A 16735-nucleotide genomic window follows, 5' to 3' on the forward strand; every position below is an offset into this window, starting at 1 on the left:
GCGCGACACTGCGCACGGGCCGCCGTTGTCGTGGGCACTCAGGCGCCGATGCCGAGCTTTCCGGCGAGCCGGCCGAGGTAGGCGCGCACTTCGTCGGTGGTGCGATCGGGCATCCCGAAAACGGCCTCGGTGACGCCGGCCTCGGCCCACTGCGCCAACTGTTCCGGATTCGGTTTACCGGCGAGCACCACGACCTCGGGGAGACCTTCGCGGCCGTGTTCGCGCCAGACGCGGTGCAGCAGCGCGATCTTGTCGTCGACCCCGTCCTCGGTGGGGGTGGTGATCCAGCCGTCGGCGTTCTTGGCGAGCCAGGTGAACGACTTCTCCGTACCCGCCGCGCCGAGCAGCACCGGGATCCGCTTCTGGATCGGCTTCGGCCAGGACCAGCTCGCGCCGAAGTTCACGAATTCGCCGGCGAAGCTGGCCTCCTCGTCGGTCCAGAGGGCACGCATGGCGTCCAGGTGCTCCCGCAGGATGGTCCGGCGCTTGGCCGGGTCGACGCCGTGGTGGGCGAGTTCATCGGTGTTCCAGCCGAATCCGACGCCGAGACTGACCCGGCCGCCGGAGAGGTGGTCCAGCGAGGCGATGGTTTTCGCCAGGGTGATCGGGTGGTGCTCGGCCGGCAGCGCCACCGCCGTGGACAGGCCGATCCTGGTCGTGACGGCGGCGATGGTGGCCAGCGCCACCCAGGGATCGAGGGTGCGCAGATACCGGTCGTCCGGCAGGCTCGCATCGCCGGTGCGCGGATGCGCGGCCGCCCGGATCACCGGGATATGCGTGTGCTCCGGCACGTAGAACGTGTCGAAGCCGGCACCCTCCGCGGCCACCGCCGCGTCCGCGGGCGTGATGCCTCGATCGCTGGTGAACAACACAATCCCGTACCGCACCGTACGCGCTCCCATCCAGTAAACTAGAACAAGTTCTACCACCTTTCCCGGTCGGTACCAAGGGTTTGCCGGTCATCGATCCGGCGCGCTGAACTGTTCGGCCGCGGCATTCGTGTCATCACCGTGGGTTCGGCAGTGGCAGGAGAATGCGTGTGAACACCGAGATGGCCCGGTTCGATCCGCTGACCCGGGTGTTGCATTGGCTGATGGCGGTGCTGGTGGTCGCCGCGCTGATCGCGGGGGCGGGGATGGTGCGTTGGTGGGGCGAGAGCGCGGCCGTGCGCACGTGGCACATGACCATCGGCATCGGTGTGCTGGCGTTGGCGGTGGTGCGGGTGGTGAATCGGGTGCTGCGCCGCGGGCCGGGGGCGTTCGCACGGCTCGGACCGATCGAGCGGAGGGTCGCCGCCGGGTCCGAAATCCTCATGTACGCACTGCTTCTCGCGCAGCCGCTGATCGGCTGGGCGATGGTGTCCGCGGCGGAGGGAAGCGTGCGGTTAGCCGGTGGGGTCGAGCTACCCGCACCCGGGTGGGTGGACTGGAACCGGTACGAGCGGCTGCGGTCGCTGCATACCTACTTCGGCTACGCCCTGCTCCTGGTGTTCACCGCGCACATCTGCGCGATCGCGTTCCACGCGCTGGTCCTGCGGGATGGGCTACTGCGGCGCATGCTGTTCGGCGCGCCCCGGCCGGTCGAATAACGCTTGCGCCGCCCAGCAGAGCGCGAGTACCGTCGCGATGGCTATCGCGGCGCCCCCGACGATGTCGGTGGGCAGGTGGTAGTCGAGGCCGATCATGCCGACGGACGCCGCGAGCATCGCCACCAGGGCTACCGCGAACGTGATCAGGCGCGCGCGCACCGAATCGATCAGCACGATGAACGCCGTCGCGATCGCGACCAGATGCACCGTGTGCCCGCTGGGATAGGCGAGATAGTCGTGTAAGTGCCTGTCCCAGAGCGGCTTCCACAGCAACGCATTGAGGCCGAGGGCGAGTTCGGGGACCAGGACCATGATCGCGGCCCGCCGCCGGTGGCCGCGGTAGCCGAACCACGCACCCGCGAGCAGCAGCAGCGGCACCAGGATGTAGCCGTTGCTGGGCACCACCAGCGCCGAGTAGACACCGGGCCGCGCGTCGAATGCCGCGTGGATCGGCGCCGCGACCGCGCGGTCGAACGCGGTCGCGCCGCCGCCGGGCGGGAAGGTCAAGGGCACTAGACCCGCGACGGCGGCGCCCAGCGCGATGCCGGCCGGCCGGAGCGAGCCCCCGAGCCTGGTGTCTTGCGGTAGTCCGAACACCGGTTGACGATAACTACTGACAGGTTCTTGCTAACCGACCGCGGGGCGGCGGAGAAGTCAATGGTCATCCGACCGAAGCTGGTCGTTACCGCGTGACTGACGAAACCCTCGCAGCCCCAGGTCAACTCGGAGTATTGCTGAACGCCTCGCAGTGTCGCGAGGGCTTGGTATGGTCGTATTCGATCGGTGAACATCAAGGTTCGCCGATCGATCTCTCGGCTCGGTCGGCCTGGATGCAATGTGGCTCGGGCGTATTTCGTGCGGTCGTCTTAGCCGTGGCAGTGACTGAGAGGTACCCATGGTGGGCGATGACCTCCGGCCTACGCTGGCCGGAACATATCGGCTCCCGACGATTGTCGGGCGAGCGGCAGAGCTCGCGGAACTCGGTCGACTACTCCTCGATCGCCGGGTCAGGTTGCTCACCCTCACCGGGACCGCCGGGGTGGGCAAGTCCAGGCTAGCTCGAGAGGCATTGCCGGACAGCGGATTCCGGGCAGATCGGGACGCGATGGTGGATCTCGGCGAGTGCGTCGATCGAACCGGTGCGTGGAACGCGGTGCTGGAGAAGGCAAGTCATCGTTCACTCGCCGCCGCACCCCGATACTTCGACCCGGTCGAGGCCTTGGCGGCGCTGGCCGCGATGATCGGCGCCAGTCCGGTAATTCTGTTGCTGGACAACTGCGATCGAGTGGTCGAGCAGATCTCCACCGATGTGGCAAGGCTTTTGGACCACTGCCCGAACCTGACCCTGGTGGCGACCAGCCGGATCCCGTTCAACCTGTACCGCGAGTGTGTGCTGTGCGTGCGCCCGTTGAGCACCGGTTGCGACACCGGCGACTACTACCCGGGTTCCGCACCCGCCGCCCAGCTGTTGCTCGACAGCATCGACAGCCACTACCGGGGAACCGCCGCGGTGGCCGATCGGCTCGTGCTCGACGAGATCGTGCGCGAACTCGACGGCGTGCCGCTGGCCATCGAACTCGCGGCGGGTTCGATCGCCCGGATCGGCCCGGTGCGCACCCTGCACCGGATCGAGGCGGGCGCGGACCTGAAGTCCACGTCCTATGTCGACGTGCCCGCCCGGCATCGGACGCTGCACGGCGCGGTCGAATGGGGTCTGGACGACGTCGCGCCCGAGGTGCTCGAGCTGCTGCTGCGCCTGTCGATGTACGAGTCGGTGATCGACACCGACATGGCCTGCCTCGCGGCCGCGACCACCGACGAAGAGGCGACGACCGCGATGACCGAGCTGGTCAGGCGCAGCCTGCTCGATCACGTCTCCAGCGGGCCGCACGGCAACGGCTACCGGCTCTTCGCCACGGTGCACGCCTACTGCCGGCAGATACTGGCCGCCGACCCGGCGCGTGCCACCGCGATGCGCGACGACCACGTGGACCGGCTCTGCCGGCTCGCCGAGCAGATCGGCCCCCGGTTCGACACCCGCGAGCACCGCACGACCGCGCTCGACGCCGCGGGCAAGCGGATCGTGGACTTCATCGCGGCGGTGCACTATCTGATCGACAGCGGGCGGCCGGAACGCGCCGTTCGCCTGGCCGCCGACCTGGAATCGGCGTGGATCCAGTTCGGCTACCAATCCGAGGTGGAGTCGGTGCTGGCCAAAGCGCTGGAGATGAGCGATCGCAGCACGCTCTCGCCCGGGGTGACCGCGCCGCTGTGTCTCGAGGTGCTCGGCACCTGGGCAGGGCGCTCGGGGCGCTTGCGGCGAGCGGTCGACCTGCTGACCAATTCCATTGCCGCGTACCACCGTTTCGACCGCCAGGTGGACGCGGCCAGGGTCGCGGTGGTGCTGGGCCCGGTGCTGCTCGCGGTCGGCGACCGGGCGGGCGCCAAGGACCGGCTGAGCGTCGCGGCGCGCTACGCCGACGAGCTCACCGGGCCGTGGCCGGGCCGGTTGCAGGGCTCGCTGATGCTGCTGCGCATCCCGGACCCGCCCAACCGGGACACCGAGATCTGGGGCAGGATGCGCGACCGGGCCAGGTGCCTGGACAGCACGGCCCGGCTGATCGGACTGAATACGCTGGCGCGCACGCAGATCGGACCGCGGACCGCGGACCGGGCACAGATGCTCTACCGGGAGAACCTGGCCGAGGACGGCCTGGAAGAGCATGTGCTGCAAGCGATCGTCGCGCTGGAGGGCTGCGCGATGGCCTACGACGCGGCCGGGGTCGAGCATGCCGAGGCGACGATGACGCTGATGTACGCGGCCCGGCAGTTGCGCGCTACGCACGGCATCCCGCAGCTGGGCCCGGCCGATCCGGCGCCGCGTGCGGCCGAGCACCGGAATGCGCTCGGCGAGGCCAGGTTCCGGGAAATCATGCGGACGGCGGGGGAGATGTCGCTGGCCGAGGCGGTGGCCTACGCGTGTGCGAGCCCGACGCTGCCCGATCCGGACGACTCACCGCTGGCGGCGCTGACCAACCGGCAGCGCGAGATCGCCCGGCTGGTCGCCACCGGCATGACCAATCGAATGATCGCCACCCAGTTGGGGATCTCCGAGTGGACCGTGGTCAATCACGTGCGCCAGGTGATGCTCAAGCTCGGCTGTCCGTCCCGGCTGCACGTCGCGTTGCTGGTGGAGCGCGACTCGCAGCCGGTCGCCGACCCGGCCGCCGACGAGCCGACGGCCGAGCTGCCGCGAATCACGGTGGCGCGCAAGGCCTGAGCCGAATCAGGGCCCGTAGGTCAGGACCGCGCTGATGACGAACCACAGCACCCAGGCGAACGCGATCAGCATGCCGACCGCCAGGGTGATCCGCATGAAGGCGCGACCGAAGTCCATGTCCCTGGTCTCCCGCGGATACAGCTTCCACGGGCTGTACCACGGCGCCTCCACCGCGTAGACCGGCCGGTGCGCCTCGCGCTCGGCCTGCGCCAGCTCCTCGGCATACGCCTCGGCCTGGGCCTGGTTCGGCCCGCCGTGCCACAGCGTGATGTCGATCGGGCCGAGGAAGCCCTCGTTCAGCAGCTCCTGCGGCGCGGGCAGGTAGGGCAGGATGCCGAGGCCGCGGAAGGCGATGGCGACGTCGTTGGCCGTCCAGAGGTGCTTCTCCTCCTCGGCCAGCGCGTCGAAGTAGTGCCGCAACCGGCCCGGGTCGTCGCCGAGGATGACGTCGAAGCTGGGGTCGCTCCACGCCTGCTGGATCTTCAGCTCGGCCCCGCGCAGCGGGACGACCAGCGCGAGCCCGTGCACCGCGCGCTGGCCGAGGCCGCGGGCGGCCAGCCAGTTCTGCAACGCGAAGGTGTGCTCGCGGGACTTCTCCAGCGGCGTGCGCCGGTCCCGGCCCTCCATGGCGGCCGGGTCGCCGTTGATCGTCCACTGGCCGTTGAGCGGGATCTCCAGCACGCCGTCCTGGCGGGCCACCAGCGCCTCGGCCTCGATCACCACGCAGCTGGTCGGCGTCCACACCACCGCGTCGAACTGGTGCAGCCGATCCTTGTGGAACAGACTGCAGTTGATCGTGGCGACGCCCTTGGGGCTGTCCGCGTCCTTCCAGGTGCGTAGCCAATCGATCAGTGCCCGCTCGGCATTGGTGCCTGCGGCGTTCTGCACTCGCACGAGCATTAACGACCGCCCTTCACGTCGACACTCGACAGTGCACAGGATACGAGGTGCGCGGCCGAATTCGCCGCGCCGGTGGTAACAGTCGGCGTGTTGGTGTCGCGTTCACTCCGGCTCTTCGGCGGCGATCTTGCCCGCCGTTACCGCCTCGACCAGTGTGGCATGGTCGGCCTCGGTGCGGTCGGCATAGCGCACGGCGAAATCGGCGACCGCGTCGTCGAACCGCTCGTCCTCGCCGAGGTAGCCCGCGAGCAGGCGCGGATCGAGCGAGCGCGCGTGCGCTCTGGCCAGCAGCGCGCCGGCCAGCCTGCCGTAGTCGTCGAGGTCGGCGGCGGACAGGCCGGCCGGGTCGATGCTGCCCTTCAGATTGCGGAATTGCCGCACGATGAACGGCAATTCGACGCCGTCGCCGGTCGGGTCGACACTGGTCCAGCCGAGCAGGATGTCGCTCTCGGACTGAACCAGCCTGGCGCCCCGCACGATTCGCTTGCCCTCGTGCTTGGGCGGCGGCGCGGGCAGATACGGCGCGAGCGCGGACGGGTTGGCCTGCTTGATCTGCAGCACCAGATCCTCACCCTCGTTGCCGTGCAGCAGCGCGACGTAGGTGTGCAGGCCGACGCTGCCGGTGCCGACGATGCGGAAGGCGATGTCGGACACCGCGAATCGGGCCAGCAGGTGGCGCCGCGACCGGCGCAGCGTGTCGGCGTAGCGCTCCAGGCCGTCGGTGATCGCCGCGGCGACCCGGTCCTCGACCGGGGTGAGAATCGGTGGGTCGCTGATGAATCGGTGCTTCTTGATGCCGGTCTGGTGGTCCTCGAGGTGCTCGGTCCACTTGGCCACCACCTTCGCGCTGGTGTTCTTGCGCGCCTTCTTCGCGGCCTTCTTGAAGTCGTCGATGAGGTCGTGCGCCGCGGCGTCGTCGAGCACCGACTCGTCGGGCAGCGCGCTCCACGATGCCAGGAACGGCTGCTCGGCCAGCCGCGCGACGGCCAGGCGGTAGGCGCGGGCGGCGTCGTGCGCGGCGGCGCGGCAGTCGTCCTCGCCCGCACCGCTTTCCCGCCCCGCGAGCACCAGGCTGGCCGCGAGGCGGTCCAGATCCCACTCCCACGGCCCGGCGATGGTCTCGTCGAAATCGTTGATGTCCATGATGATTTCGCCGCGTGGCGTGCCGTACAGGCCGAAATTCGCGGCATGCGCGTCGCCGCAGAGCTGCGCGGTGAGCCCGGTGTCCGGTCCGCCGGCCAGATCGGCGGCCATCAGCCCCGCCGCGCCGCGGTAGAACGTGAACGGGGAGGCGATCATCCGGCCGATTCGCAGCGGCACCAGGTGCGCCAGCCTGCCCGCGTTGCTCGCCTCGATGAAGTCGAGCACCTCGGGCCGGTGCGCTCCCTCGGCCGCGCGATCGCGCATGGTGACCGGCACCCGGTCGCGCAGGGCGGCGCCGCGGGCGCGCACCTCGGCCGCGGGCAGGTAGGAACGTAGATCGATACCACTGTCTGACACGACGCCGACGCTAGCGGGTATCGGCCCCGCCGATGGTGTCGGTTTCGCCACGTTCGGGGCCGGTCGGGTATGCCGCCCGGTGGGCTCAGGTGGCGGGCACCGGGGGATCGACCGGGGTGATCGGCAGCCGCAACGCGCCCGGCGCGGCGGCGGGCACCGTCGGCCGGTTCGGCGCCACGGGCGCGATGCGCCGGTACGCGGTCCCGAGTTCGGGCCGCGGATCGGCCTCGTTCTTGTTGGGCCAGAACGCCATTGCCCGCTCCGCCTGCGCGGTGATGGTGAGCGACGGGTTGACGCCCAGGTTCGCGGTCACCGCCGAGCCGTCGGCCACATGCAGGCCGGGATGGCCGAACACCCGCTGATACGGGTCGACCACACCGGTCTCCGGGCTGTCCCCGATGACGCACCCGCCGATGTAGTGCGCGGTCGCCGGAATGTTGAACACGTCCATCACCAGCCCGTGCGTATCGCCCTGCACCTTCTCGCCGAAGCGGCGCCCGATGTCGTGCGCCATCGGGATCCAGGTCGGATTCGGTTCGCCGGTGCCCTGTTTCGTCTTGAGCAGCCCGCGCCGGCGGAACGAGGTCAGCGAGTTGTCCAGCGACTGCATGACCAGCAGGATCACCGACTTCTCCGACGCGTGCCTGGCATTGAGGCTGCGCAGGAAGACCAGCGGGTGCAGCACCATCGCCAGCAGGAAGCGCAGGAACCGGAACGCGCCGCCGTCCACGATCGGCACCGACATCGGGAACAGCGCGTTCTGCCCCTTGCCGTAGTGGCAGACCTCGATGTGGGTGTCCGCGGCCGGGTGGATCGAGGAGGTGATCGCGATGCCCTCGGCGAAATCGCGGCGGGAGCGGCTCACCACGTTCAGGATCGCCTCGGAGTTGCTGCGGGTCAGCTCGCCGAGCCGCGGCGACAGATTCGGCAGCACCGCGTCGTCGCGCATCTTGTGCAGCAGCTTCTGGGTGCCGAGCGCGGCGCCGGCGAACACCACCTGCTCGGCGGTGAAGGTCCGGCGCTGCTTGCGGATCCACCAGTCCGAGCGCTCGGTCTCGACGGCGTAGCCGCCGTCCGGCCGGGGCCGCACCGACGTGGCCGTGGTCAGTGGATGCACCTCGGCGCCGGCCTGTTCGGCCAGGTAGAGGTAGTTCGTGGTGGTCGTGTTCTTGGCATTGTTCGGGCAGCCGGTGAAACATTGCGCGCAGTGCACACATCCGCGTCTGCGCGGGCCGACGCCGCCGAAATAGGGGTCGTCGACCTCGGTGCCCGGATCGCTCTCGTTGAAGAACACCCCGACGTTGGTCGGGTGGAAGGTGTCGGCCACGCCGAGGTCGTCGGCGATCTCGCGGATCACCTCGTCGGCCGGGGTCATCCGCGGGTTCGGCGCCACGCCGAGCATCCGTTGCGCCTGGTCGTAATACGGCGCCAGCTCGGCCCGCCAGTCGGTGATGTGCGCCCACTGCCTATCGGTGTAGAAGTTCGGCAGGGGCTCGTAGAGAGTGTTGCCGTAGATGAGCGAGCCGCCGCCGACGCCCGCGCCGGAGAACACCGCGCACTTGCCGAGCACGCTGATCCGCTGCGGCCCGGTCAGCCCCAGTCGCGGCGCCCAGATCGACTTGCGCACATTCCAATTCGTGCGCGGGATGTCCTCGGCCTGCCAGCGCCTGCCCGCCTCGAGCACGCCGACCCGATACCCCTTCTCGGTCAACCGGAGGGCGCTCACGCTGCCCCCGAAGCCGGAACCGATCACCACCACGTCGTAGTCGAATGCGGGCATGACTTCCTCTCGCTCACCGGACGTTCACCGTACCGACAGATGAGATGATTTCATACTCATTCTGTCACCGCCGGTCTGTGGCGGAAACCATCCTTGCCCGCCGATATCGAGAAAACCGGCGTGCCCGGATGGCGTCGACCGGGGTCGATGCGGTAAGCACTGGGCGTGACAACCGAATCGGGCACCACGGAGCCGGAGGAGCGCGCCGGCGCCGGCGGCGTCTTCGACGACCGCATCCTCACCGTCCCGAATGTCCTGAGTGTCGTGCGCCTGCTGGGTGTTCCGGTGTTCCTCTGGCTGCTGCTGGTCGAGCACGCCGACGGCTGGGCGTTCGTGCTGGCCTTCGCCAGCGGCCTGACCGACTTCCTGGACGGCAAGCTGGCCCGCCTGCTCGATCAGTCCTCCCGCCTCGGCGCCCTGCTCGACCCGTTCGTGGACCGGTTGTACCTGGTGACGACGCTGGTGGCGTTCGTGATCCGCGGCCTCATCCCGTGGTGGGTCGCGGTGCTCCTCGTCGGCCGCGATCTGGTCCTCACCGGCACGCTCTCGGTCTACAAACGCCGCGACCTACCCCCGCCCGACGTCATCTATCTGGGCAAGGCGGCCACCTTCGCGTTGATGTCGGCGTTCGTCTGGCTGCTGGCCGGGGAGATGGATTGGGCGCTCGACGGTTTCGGGCGTGCCTTCGGCGGGGCATTACTGGTCTGGGGCACGGCGGTGTATGTATGGACCGGCTTGCTCTACACCGGTAAGGCGATCGCCGTCGCTCGCTCGATACCGGCTGTGGCACACCGGACGACCTGACCGAGACGTCGAGTCGAAGATCGGCTCGAGCCTCGCATAGAGTTGCGCCCACACGATCACAATGGAAAGGACGGACGGCCTGTGACCCAGACCCCCGAAGATCTGCGCTACACCGAGGAGCACGAGTGGGTGCAGCGGATCGGCCCGACCCGGGTTCGGGTGGGCATCACCGATTATGCCCAGTCCCAACTCGGTGACGTTGTGTTCGTGCAGCTGCCCGAAACGGATAAGGACGTCGCCGTGGGGGACAGCATCGCGGAGGTCGAGTCGACCAAGAGCGTGTCCGACATCTACGCGCCGATCGCAGCGAAAGTTGTTGCGGTGAACGAGGTTCTGGTGCAGGAGCCGGAGACGCTGAACACCGATCCGTACAGCGACGGATGGCTGTTCGAACTCGAGGTGGCGGACGCCGCCGGCCTCGACAAGACCCTTGATGAACTGTTGGATGCGGCAGGTTATCAAGGAGTTATCGGGGGCTGAATCAGCCTTCCCGGTTCTACCTGCACGGGCACGCCCTGGCAGGGTACGGTCAATGCCAACAGATGCGCCGACAGTCATTGTCGGGAATCTAGGGACTCGACGGCAGGTCGTGGTGCCACAGGTATCACCTGCTTGCATGGATAATCAGGTTCGAGGAGGAGAGAAACGGTGAGCGAGAACAAAGACCCGGGTTACGGGGAGACCGCGGCCGAGACGACGTCGGTCTTCCGCGCGGATTTCCTGAACGAGGTCGACGCGTCGCGCTCCGGAGAGCCGACCGGCGAACAGCCGGTCCAAGGGGTCGAGGGTCTGCCCGTTGGTGCGGCCCTCCTGGTCGTCAAGCGCGGTCCGAACGCGGGCTCGCGGTTCCTGCTGGATCAGCCGACAACGTCGGCGGGCCGCCACCCCGACAGTGACATCTTTCTCGACGACGTCACCGTCAGCCGTCGGCACGCCGAGTTCCGTCAGGACGACGATTCGTTCCAGGTTGTCGATGTCGGCAGCCTGAACGGCACCTATGTGAATCGGGAGCCGGTGGACTCCTCGGAACTCCAGAACGGCGACGAGGTGCAGATCGGCAAGTTCCGCCTGGTGTTCCTCACCGGACCGCGGGCGCAGAACGACTCGGCGGGTGCAGGGAGCCTATGAGCACGCGGCGCTGGGTTCTTTCACCTCATGAAGGGCTCGGGGTCATGAAGGACTCAACGCCGTGACAGGTGCGGCGCAGTGGGCGCGCGGAGGCATGTCGATCGGCTCCGTGCTCGACCTGCTGCGCCCGGACTTTCCGGACGTCACCATCTCGAAAATCCGCTTCCTGGAAGCGGAGGGCCTCATTCGGCCGGAGCGCACGCCCTCGGGTTACCGCAGATTCTCCGTCGCCGACTGTGAACGGCTCCGGTTCGTGCTGACCGCGCAACGCGATCAGTATCTGCCGTTGAAGGTGATCAAGGAACAACTCGAAGCGATCGACAGCGGTGCGGCGACGCTCGGTGTGCGGGAAGCCCGCGCCCGGGCGCATTCGGGCCATACGGGTGCGTCGGAGTCGGCGGCAACGACCGCCGGCTCCGAGCATCCGGTCGCGCCCGGCGGGAACAGAAACGGCGCCACGGCGCCGAGGAGGCTCGGCGTGGTGCCCAGCGAGATTTCCCCCGACGATCTGCGCTTCGATCACGAAATCCGGCTCACCCGCGCGGATCTGCTCGCCAAGGCCGACATCGACGAGACCTTTCTCAACGATCTGATCCGGGCCAACCTGATCACCCCCGGTGCCGCCGGATTCTTCGACGGCGACGCGGTGACGCTGGCCGAGACCGCCAAGGCGATGGCCGAATTCGGTTTGGAGGCACGGCATTTGCGCGCGTTCAAGCTGGCCGCCGATCGCGAGGCCGCACTGGTGGCGCAGATCGCCGCCCCGATCGCGAAGAGCCGCGACGCCGGTGCGCGGGCGCGCGCCGAGGAGACGGTGCGCGAACTCGCGGCGCTGTCGCTGACGTTGCACGCCTGTCTGGTGAAATCGTCGGTGCGGACGTCGCTGGGCGGCTGAGCATCCCGTTGGTGCGCTGACCCGGAATCCGTGTCATGTTTCGGTCATCCAACACGCCGATTTCGGCTTGCACACCGATCGCTGCACCCGCGTGGGTTCGCCTAGACTCGTTGGTACGGCGAGCTGGGCGGTGGTCGTGCCGGGCGGCCGGCGGATTATGGGAGGCAGTGCGGTGAGTGAGCGAAGCGAACGAATCATGTCACAGCGTGCATCGCGCATGCCGGAGCCGAGCGCTAGCGAGGTGGAGGCATGAGTGAAATGCGCGTGATCGGCATTCGTGTCGAGCAGCCACAGAATCAGCCCGTGCTGTTGCTCCGCGAGGTGTCGGGGGACCGGTATCTACCGATTTGGATCGGGCAGGCCGAGGCAACGGCGATCGTGCTGGAGCAGGAGGGGGTGACCCCGATCCGCCCGCTGACCCACGATCTGATCAAGATCCTGATCACCGAGCTCGGGCACACCCTCAAGGAGGTGCGCATCGTGGATCTCCAGGAGGGCACGTTCTACGCGGATCTGGTCTTCGAGAACGACCTGCACATCTCGGCGCGGCCGTCGGACTCGGTAGCGATCGCCTTGCGGGTGGGTTGCCCGATCTACGCCGAGGAGCCGGTGCTCGAGGAGGCCGGGCTGGTGATGCCGGACGAGCGCGAGGACGAGGTGGAGAAGTTCAAGGAGTTCCTCGAGTCGGTCTCGCCCGACGATTTCAAGGCCACGGATAGCTGAACAGGACCTTTCCGGCAATCCGGCGTTTTCGCGGGCTGACCGGGGGATCGTCCCTTAACCAGAGCTTGAGACTTTAACCGCGCGTCGCGTTTGGCCTGACGATGGTGCTCCCTGGACAATCAGGGGAGTAATCTCGATAGTTGGGCCACGTCCGTTTTGGCCAGGTCGTCAGTATGAGTAGTGGTCGAAGCGGAGCCGGGTCATCGATGAGGCCAGCGGTCGGCGGAGCAAGGGAGTGGTCAGTGGCAGAGGAATCGCAAAATGTGGTGCAGCCAGGCCTGTTCCCGGACGACTCGGTTCCCGACGATCTGGTCGGCTACCGGGTTCCCAGTGCATGCCAGGTAGCGGGGATCACCTACCGGCAGCTCGATTACTGGGCGCGGACCGGATTGGTCGTGCCCTCCATTCGCAGCGCCGCCGGCTCGGGCAGCCAGCGCCTGTACTCGTTCAAGGACATCCTGGTCCTGAAGATCGTGAAGCGGCTGCTCGACGCGGGCATCTCGCTACAGAACATCAGGATCGCGGTCGACCATCTACGCAGCAGGGGAGTGCAGGACCTCGCCGGGATCACCCTGTTCTCCGACGGCACGTCGGTGTACGAGTGCACCTCGGCCGAGGAGGTAGTCGATTTACTGCAGGGCGGGCAAGGCGTGTTCGGCATCGCGATCAGCGGTGCCATGCACGAGCTCACCGGCGCGATCGCCAACTTCCCGGCCGAACGCGCGTCCGCGGTGACCGAACGTCCGGAGGACGAGCTGTCCTACCGGCGTAAGGCCCGCATGAGCCGCAAGACCGGTTAAAGAATAGTCAGCTCACAACACCCCGCCTCCCCGGCGAAACCCAGGGTAGCGGGGTGTTGTGCTGTGTGGCATCTGGTTTTCGGCGGCATCGGCGCGATCGAGCTGAAACATGGTGTTAAGTAGATATGCGCATCTATCCATGTAATCGCCTGGAGGCCCGCGCACCGACGTGACCAGCGCGACACCCGCAGGGAAGGGACCAGTGACACGTTCTGGCGTGTCGTCGGCTTAAACTGGTGTCGCGCCAACGCCGTGCGGGAGAGTCCCGGGTTCGACAGAGTCCGGGCGCCGAAGGAGCAGCACCTCCCCGTCAATCTCTCAGGCATCAGGGACCGTGCGGGCTTGGGCGCCTCTGGAAAGCGGTGGCTTCGGGCCGCCCGCCCATGGGGAAAGGGGCTCGACCTTCATTGCGGTCGCGCGTCCGAATCTCTCAGGCAACACGACAGAGGGGGAGGGCTGGTAACCGTCGACAGGTGTCGACCCGCCCGAACCCTATGGGAGCTGCCGTGACTCGCTCATTCGCCGATCGCCACATCGGACCCGACCGGGGCGAAATCGCCCGGATCCTGGACGTCGTCGGCGTCGGCTCGCTCGACGAGCTGGCCACGAAGGCCTTGCCCGCCACCATCCTCGACGGGTCCGGCCTGGCCGGATTGCCGCCTGCCGCAACCGAACACGAGGTGCTGGCCGAACTCGCCGGGCTCGCCCACGCCAACACCGTGGCCACCTCGATGATCGGGCTCGGTTACTACGACACCCTGACCCCGCCGGTGCTGGTACGCAACCTGCTGGAGAACCCGGCCTGGTACACGGCGTACACGCCCTATCAGCCGGAGATCAGTCAGGGCCGGCTCGAGGCGCTGCTCAACTTCCAGACCATGGTGTCCGAACTGACCGGCATGGACGTGGCGAACGCGTCGATGCTGGACGAGGCCACCGCCGCCGCCGAGGCGATGACGCTGCTGCAGCGGGCGAGCCGGTCCAAGTCGGCGCGGCTGGTCATCGACACCGACCTGTTCCCGCAGACCAAGACCGTGCTGACCACCCGCGCGCGGCCGCTCGGCATCGAGCTGGTCCCGGCGGATCTGTGCGCCGGAGAACTGCCCGACGGTGAATTCTTCGGTGTGCTGGTGCAGGCGCCGGGCGCGTCCGGGCGGGTAGTGGACTGGACGTCGCTGATCGGCGCCGCGCACGAACGCGGCGCGCTGGTCGCGGTGGGCGCGGACCTGCTGGCCATGACGTTGATCGCGTCCCCCGGCGACCAGGGCGCGGATGTCTGCTTCGGCACCACCCAGCGGTTCGGTGTGCCGCTCGGCTTCGGCGGCCCGCACGCGGGTTATCTGGCCGTGCGCACCGCGTATGCCAGGCAGCTGCCGGGCCGGTTGGTCGGCGTGTCGGTGGACGCGGACGGCGACGTGGCCTACCGGCTGGCGTTGCAGACGCGCGAGCAGCACATCCGCCGGGAGAAGGCCACCTCCAACATCTGTACTGCGCAGGTGCTGCTGGCCATCGTCGCGGCCATGTACGCGAGCTATCACGGCGCCGACGGCCTGCGCGACATCGCGCGCCGGGTGCATCGGCACGCCGCCACCATCGCCGCGGGGCTGGACGGTGCGGTCGTGCACGACACGTTCTTCGACACCGTGCTGGCGCACGTGCCCGGCGGCGCGGAAGCCGTTGTGGCGAAGGCGAAGTCGCGCGGGATCAACCTGCGCCTGGTGGACGCCGATCACGTCGGCATCGCCTGCGACGAGGCCACCACCGAGGCGCACGTCGCGGCGGTGCTCGAATCCTTCGGCACCGCACTGTCGGCCGAGCGGCGCGACCCGGCGCCGGTCGTCGCGATCGAGAACCGGACCTCCGAGTTCCTCGACCACCCGGCATTCACCAAGTACCACACCGAAACCGCGATGCTGCGCTACCTGCGCTCGCTGTCCGACAAGGACATCGCGTTGGACCGCAGCATGATTCCGCTCGGCTCGTGCACCATGAAGCTGAACGCGACCGCCGAGATGGAGGCCATCACCTGGCCCGGCTTCGCCCGTGTGCACCCGTACGCGCCGGTCGAGGACGCGCCCGGGCTGTTGCAGGTGATCCACGACCTGGAGCAGTGGCTGTCCGACATCACCGGTTACGACTCGGTCAGCCTGCAGCCGAACGCGGGCAGCCAGGGCGAGTACGCCGGCCTGCTGGCGATCCGCCGCTACCACCTGGATCGTGGTGACACGCACCGGGATACCTGCCTGATCCCGTCCAGCGCGCACGGCACCAACGCGGCCTCGGCGGCGATGGCCGGGCTGCGCGTCGAGGTGGTCAAGTGCCGCGACAACGGCGACGTCGACCTGGACGACCTGCGAGCCAAGATCGCCGATCACGCCGACCGGCTGGCCTGCATCATGATCACCTACCCGTCCACGCACGGCGTGTACGAGCACGAGGTCGCCGAGCTGTGCGCGCTGGTGCACGACGCGGGCGGCCAGGTGTACGTCGACGGCGCGAACCTGAACGCGCTTGTCGGACTTGCCCGTCCGGGCCGGTTCGGCGGCGACGTCAGCCACCTGAACCTGCACAAGACGTTCTGCATCCCGCACGGCGGCGGCGGGCCCGGTGTCGGTCCGGTCGCGGTCCGGTCGCACCTCGCCCCTTACCTGCCCGGCGATCCGCTGGTGACCGACTCGCACGCGGTGTCGGCGGCCAACTACGGCTCGGCCTCGATCCTGCCGATCACCTGGGCCTACATCCGGATGATGGGCGCGGACGGCCTGCGCGACGCGACGCTGACGGCGATCGCCTCGGCGAACTACATCGCCCGCCGGCTCGACGAGTACTTCCCGGTGCTCTACACCGGCGAGCACGGGATGGTCGCGCACGAGTGCATCCTGGATCTGCGCGAGATCACCAAGCGAACCGGCGTCACGGTGGACGATGTGGCGAAGCGGCTGGCGGACTACGGATTCCACGCGCCGACGATGAGCTTCCCGGTCGCCGGCACGCTGATGGTCGAGCCGACCGAGAGCGAAAACCTGGACGAGCTGGACGATTTCATCGAGGCGATGATCGCCATCCGCAAGGAGATCGATCAGGTCGCGGCGGGCGTGTGGCCGGTGACCGACAACCCGCTGCGCGGCGCGCCGCACACCGCGGCCAGCCTGGTCGGCGAGTGGGAGCACCCGTACAGCCGCGAAACCGCCGTCTACCCGCGGGGTCTCAACCACCCGCGGCCCAAGGTGTGGCCGCCCGTCCGCCGCATCGACGGCGCCTACGGCGACCGCAACCTGGTCTGCTCCTGCCCCCCGATCGAGGCCTACGCCGACTGACCGTCGGCCCCGAGGGCGCC

General features: G+C 68.4%; 14 protein-coding genes and 1 riboswitch. Of the genes, 9 read left to right on the top strand and 5 right to left on the bottom strand.

Annotation, left to right across the window (positions count from 1 at the left end):
- Positions 1-38: 38 nt before the first annotated feature.
- Entirely contained in the window at positions 39-887 is an 849-nt protein-coding gene (locus tag ACFQ9K_RS42585; protein ID WP_378723370.1) for an LLM class F420-dependent oxidoreductase, read from the bottom strand.
- A 152-nt stretch (positions 888-1039) separates the two neighbouring features.
- Here ACFQ9K_RS42585 and ACFQ9K_RS42590 point away from each other — a divergent pair, with 152 nt between their 5' ends.
- Positions 1040-1588, top strand: a complete 549-nt coding sequence (locus ACFQ9K_RS42590; protein WP_378723359.1) for a cytochrome b — start codon at positions 1040-1042, stop codon at positions 1586-1588.
- Here the strand turns inward: ACFQ9K_RS42590 and ACFQ9K_RS42595 are convergent.
- Complete coding sequence (locus ACFQ9K_RS42595; RefSeq protein WP_378723360.1) at positions 1544-2185, bottom strand: phosphatase PAP2 family protein; 642 nt, start codon at positions 2183-2185, stop codon at positions 1544-1546. The genes ACFQ9K_RS42590 and ACFQ9K_RS42595 overlap by 45 nt on opposite strands.
- A gap of 301 nt (positions 2186-2486) precedes the next feature.
- Here ACFQ9K_RS42595 and ACFQ9K_RS42600 point away from each other — a divergent pair, with 301 nt between their 5' ends.
- On the top strand, positions 2487-4868 hold the full coding sequence (locus tag ACFQ9K_RS42600) for an ATP-binding protein (RefSeq protein WP_378984456.1): 2382 nt from the start codon (positions 2487-2489) through the stop codon (positions 4866-4868).
- 6 nt (positions 4869-4874) lie between these two features.
- Here the strand turns inward: ACFQ9K_RS42600 and ACFQ9K_RS42605 are convergent, their stop codons facing one another.
- The 3 genes from ACFQ9K_RS42605 to ACFQ9K_RS42615 all read right to left on the bottom strand — a co-directional run bounded on the left by ACFQ9K_RS42605 (position 4875) and on the right by ACFQ9K_RS42615 (position 9048).
- Positions 4875-5756: a nuclease-related domain-containing protein gene (locus ACFQ9K_RS42605; protein WP_378723363.1), complete on the bottom strand. Its 882-nt coding sequence runs from the start codon at positions 5754-5756 to the stop codon at positions 4875-4877.
- Positions 5757-5870: 114 nt separating this feature from the next.
- Entirely contained in the window at positions 5871-7268 is a 1398-nt protein-coding gene (locus ACFQ9K_RS42610; RefSeq protein WP_378723364.1) for a DUF2252 domain-containing protein, read from the bottom strand.
- 85 nt (positions 7269-7353) lie between these two features.
- The gene (locus ACFQ9K_RS42615; RefSeq protein WP_378723365.1) at positions 7354-9048 is read right to left on the bottom strand and encodes a GMC oxidoreductase; all 1695 of its coding nucleotides are present in this window, start codon (positions 9046-9048) and stop codon (positions 7354-7356) included.
- 165 nt (positions 9049-9213) lie between these two features.
- Here ACFQ9K_RS42615 and ACFQ9K_RS42620 point away from each other — a divergent pair, with 165 nt between their 5' ends.
- The 7 genes from ACFQ9K_RS42620 (at position 9214) to gcvP (ending at position 16715) form a co-directional block, all read left to right on the top strand.
- Positions 9214-9852, top strand: coding sequence for a CDP-alcohol phosphatidyltransferase family protein (locus tag ACFQ9K_RS42620; protein WP_378723366.1), 639 nt, complete (start codon positions 9214-9216; stop codon positions 9850-9852).
- Positions 9853-9933: 81 nt separating this feature from the next.
- Entirely contained in the window at positions 9934-10332 is a 399-nt protein-coding gene (gcvH, locus tag ACFQ9K_RS42625) for a glycine cleavage system protein GcvH (protein ID WP_364738409.1), read from the top strand.
- Between the two features lie 168 nt (positions 10333-10500).
- Positions 10501-10980, top strand: a complete 480-nt coding sequence (gene garA / locus ACFQ9K_RS42630; protein WP_150401796.1) for a glycogen accumulation regulator GarA — start codon at positions 10501-10503, stop codon at positions 10978-10980.
- A gap of 94 nt (positions 10981-11074) precedes the next feature.
- Positions 11075-11875 carry a MerR family transcriptional regulator gene (locus ACFQ9K_RS42635; RefSeq protein WP_378723371.1) on the top strand — a complete coding sequence of 267 codons (801 nt, stop codon included), beginning with the start codon at positions 11075-11077 and terminating at the stop codon, positions 11873-11875.
- Positions 11876-12124: 249 nt separating this feature from the next.
- Positions 12125-12598, top strand: coding sequence for a bifunctional nuclease family protein (locus ACFQ9K_RS42640; protein WP_069160942.1), 474 nt, complete (start codon positions 12125-12127; stop codon positions 12596-12598).
- 206 nt (positions 12599-12804) lie between these two features.
- A complete protein-coding gene (locus ACFQ9K_RS42645; RefSeq protein WP_378723367.1) occupies positions 12805-13398 on the top strand; it encodes a MerR family transcriptional regulator in 594 nt (197 codons plus the stop codon).
- 245 nt (positions 13399-13643) lie between these two features.
- Positions 13644-13743, top strand: a riboswitch (glycine riboswitch).
- Between the two features lie 149 nt (positions 13744-13892).
- Complete coding sequence (gene gcvP / locus ACFQ9K_RS42650) at positions 13893-16715, top strand: aminomethyl-transferring glycine dehydrogenase (RefSeq protein ID WP_378723368.1); 2823 nt, start codon at positions 13893-13895, stop codon at positions 16713-16715.
- Positions 16716-16735: the final 20 nt, after the last annotated feature.

Origin of the sequence: Nocardia sp. NPDC056564 (assembly GCF_042793755.1) — a bacterium.
Lineage (GTDB): Bacteria > Actinomycetota > Actinomycetes > Mycobacteriales > Mycobacteriaceae > Nocardia.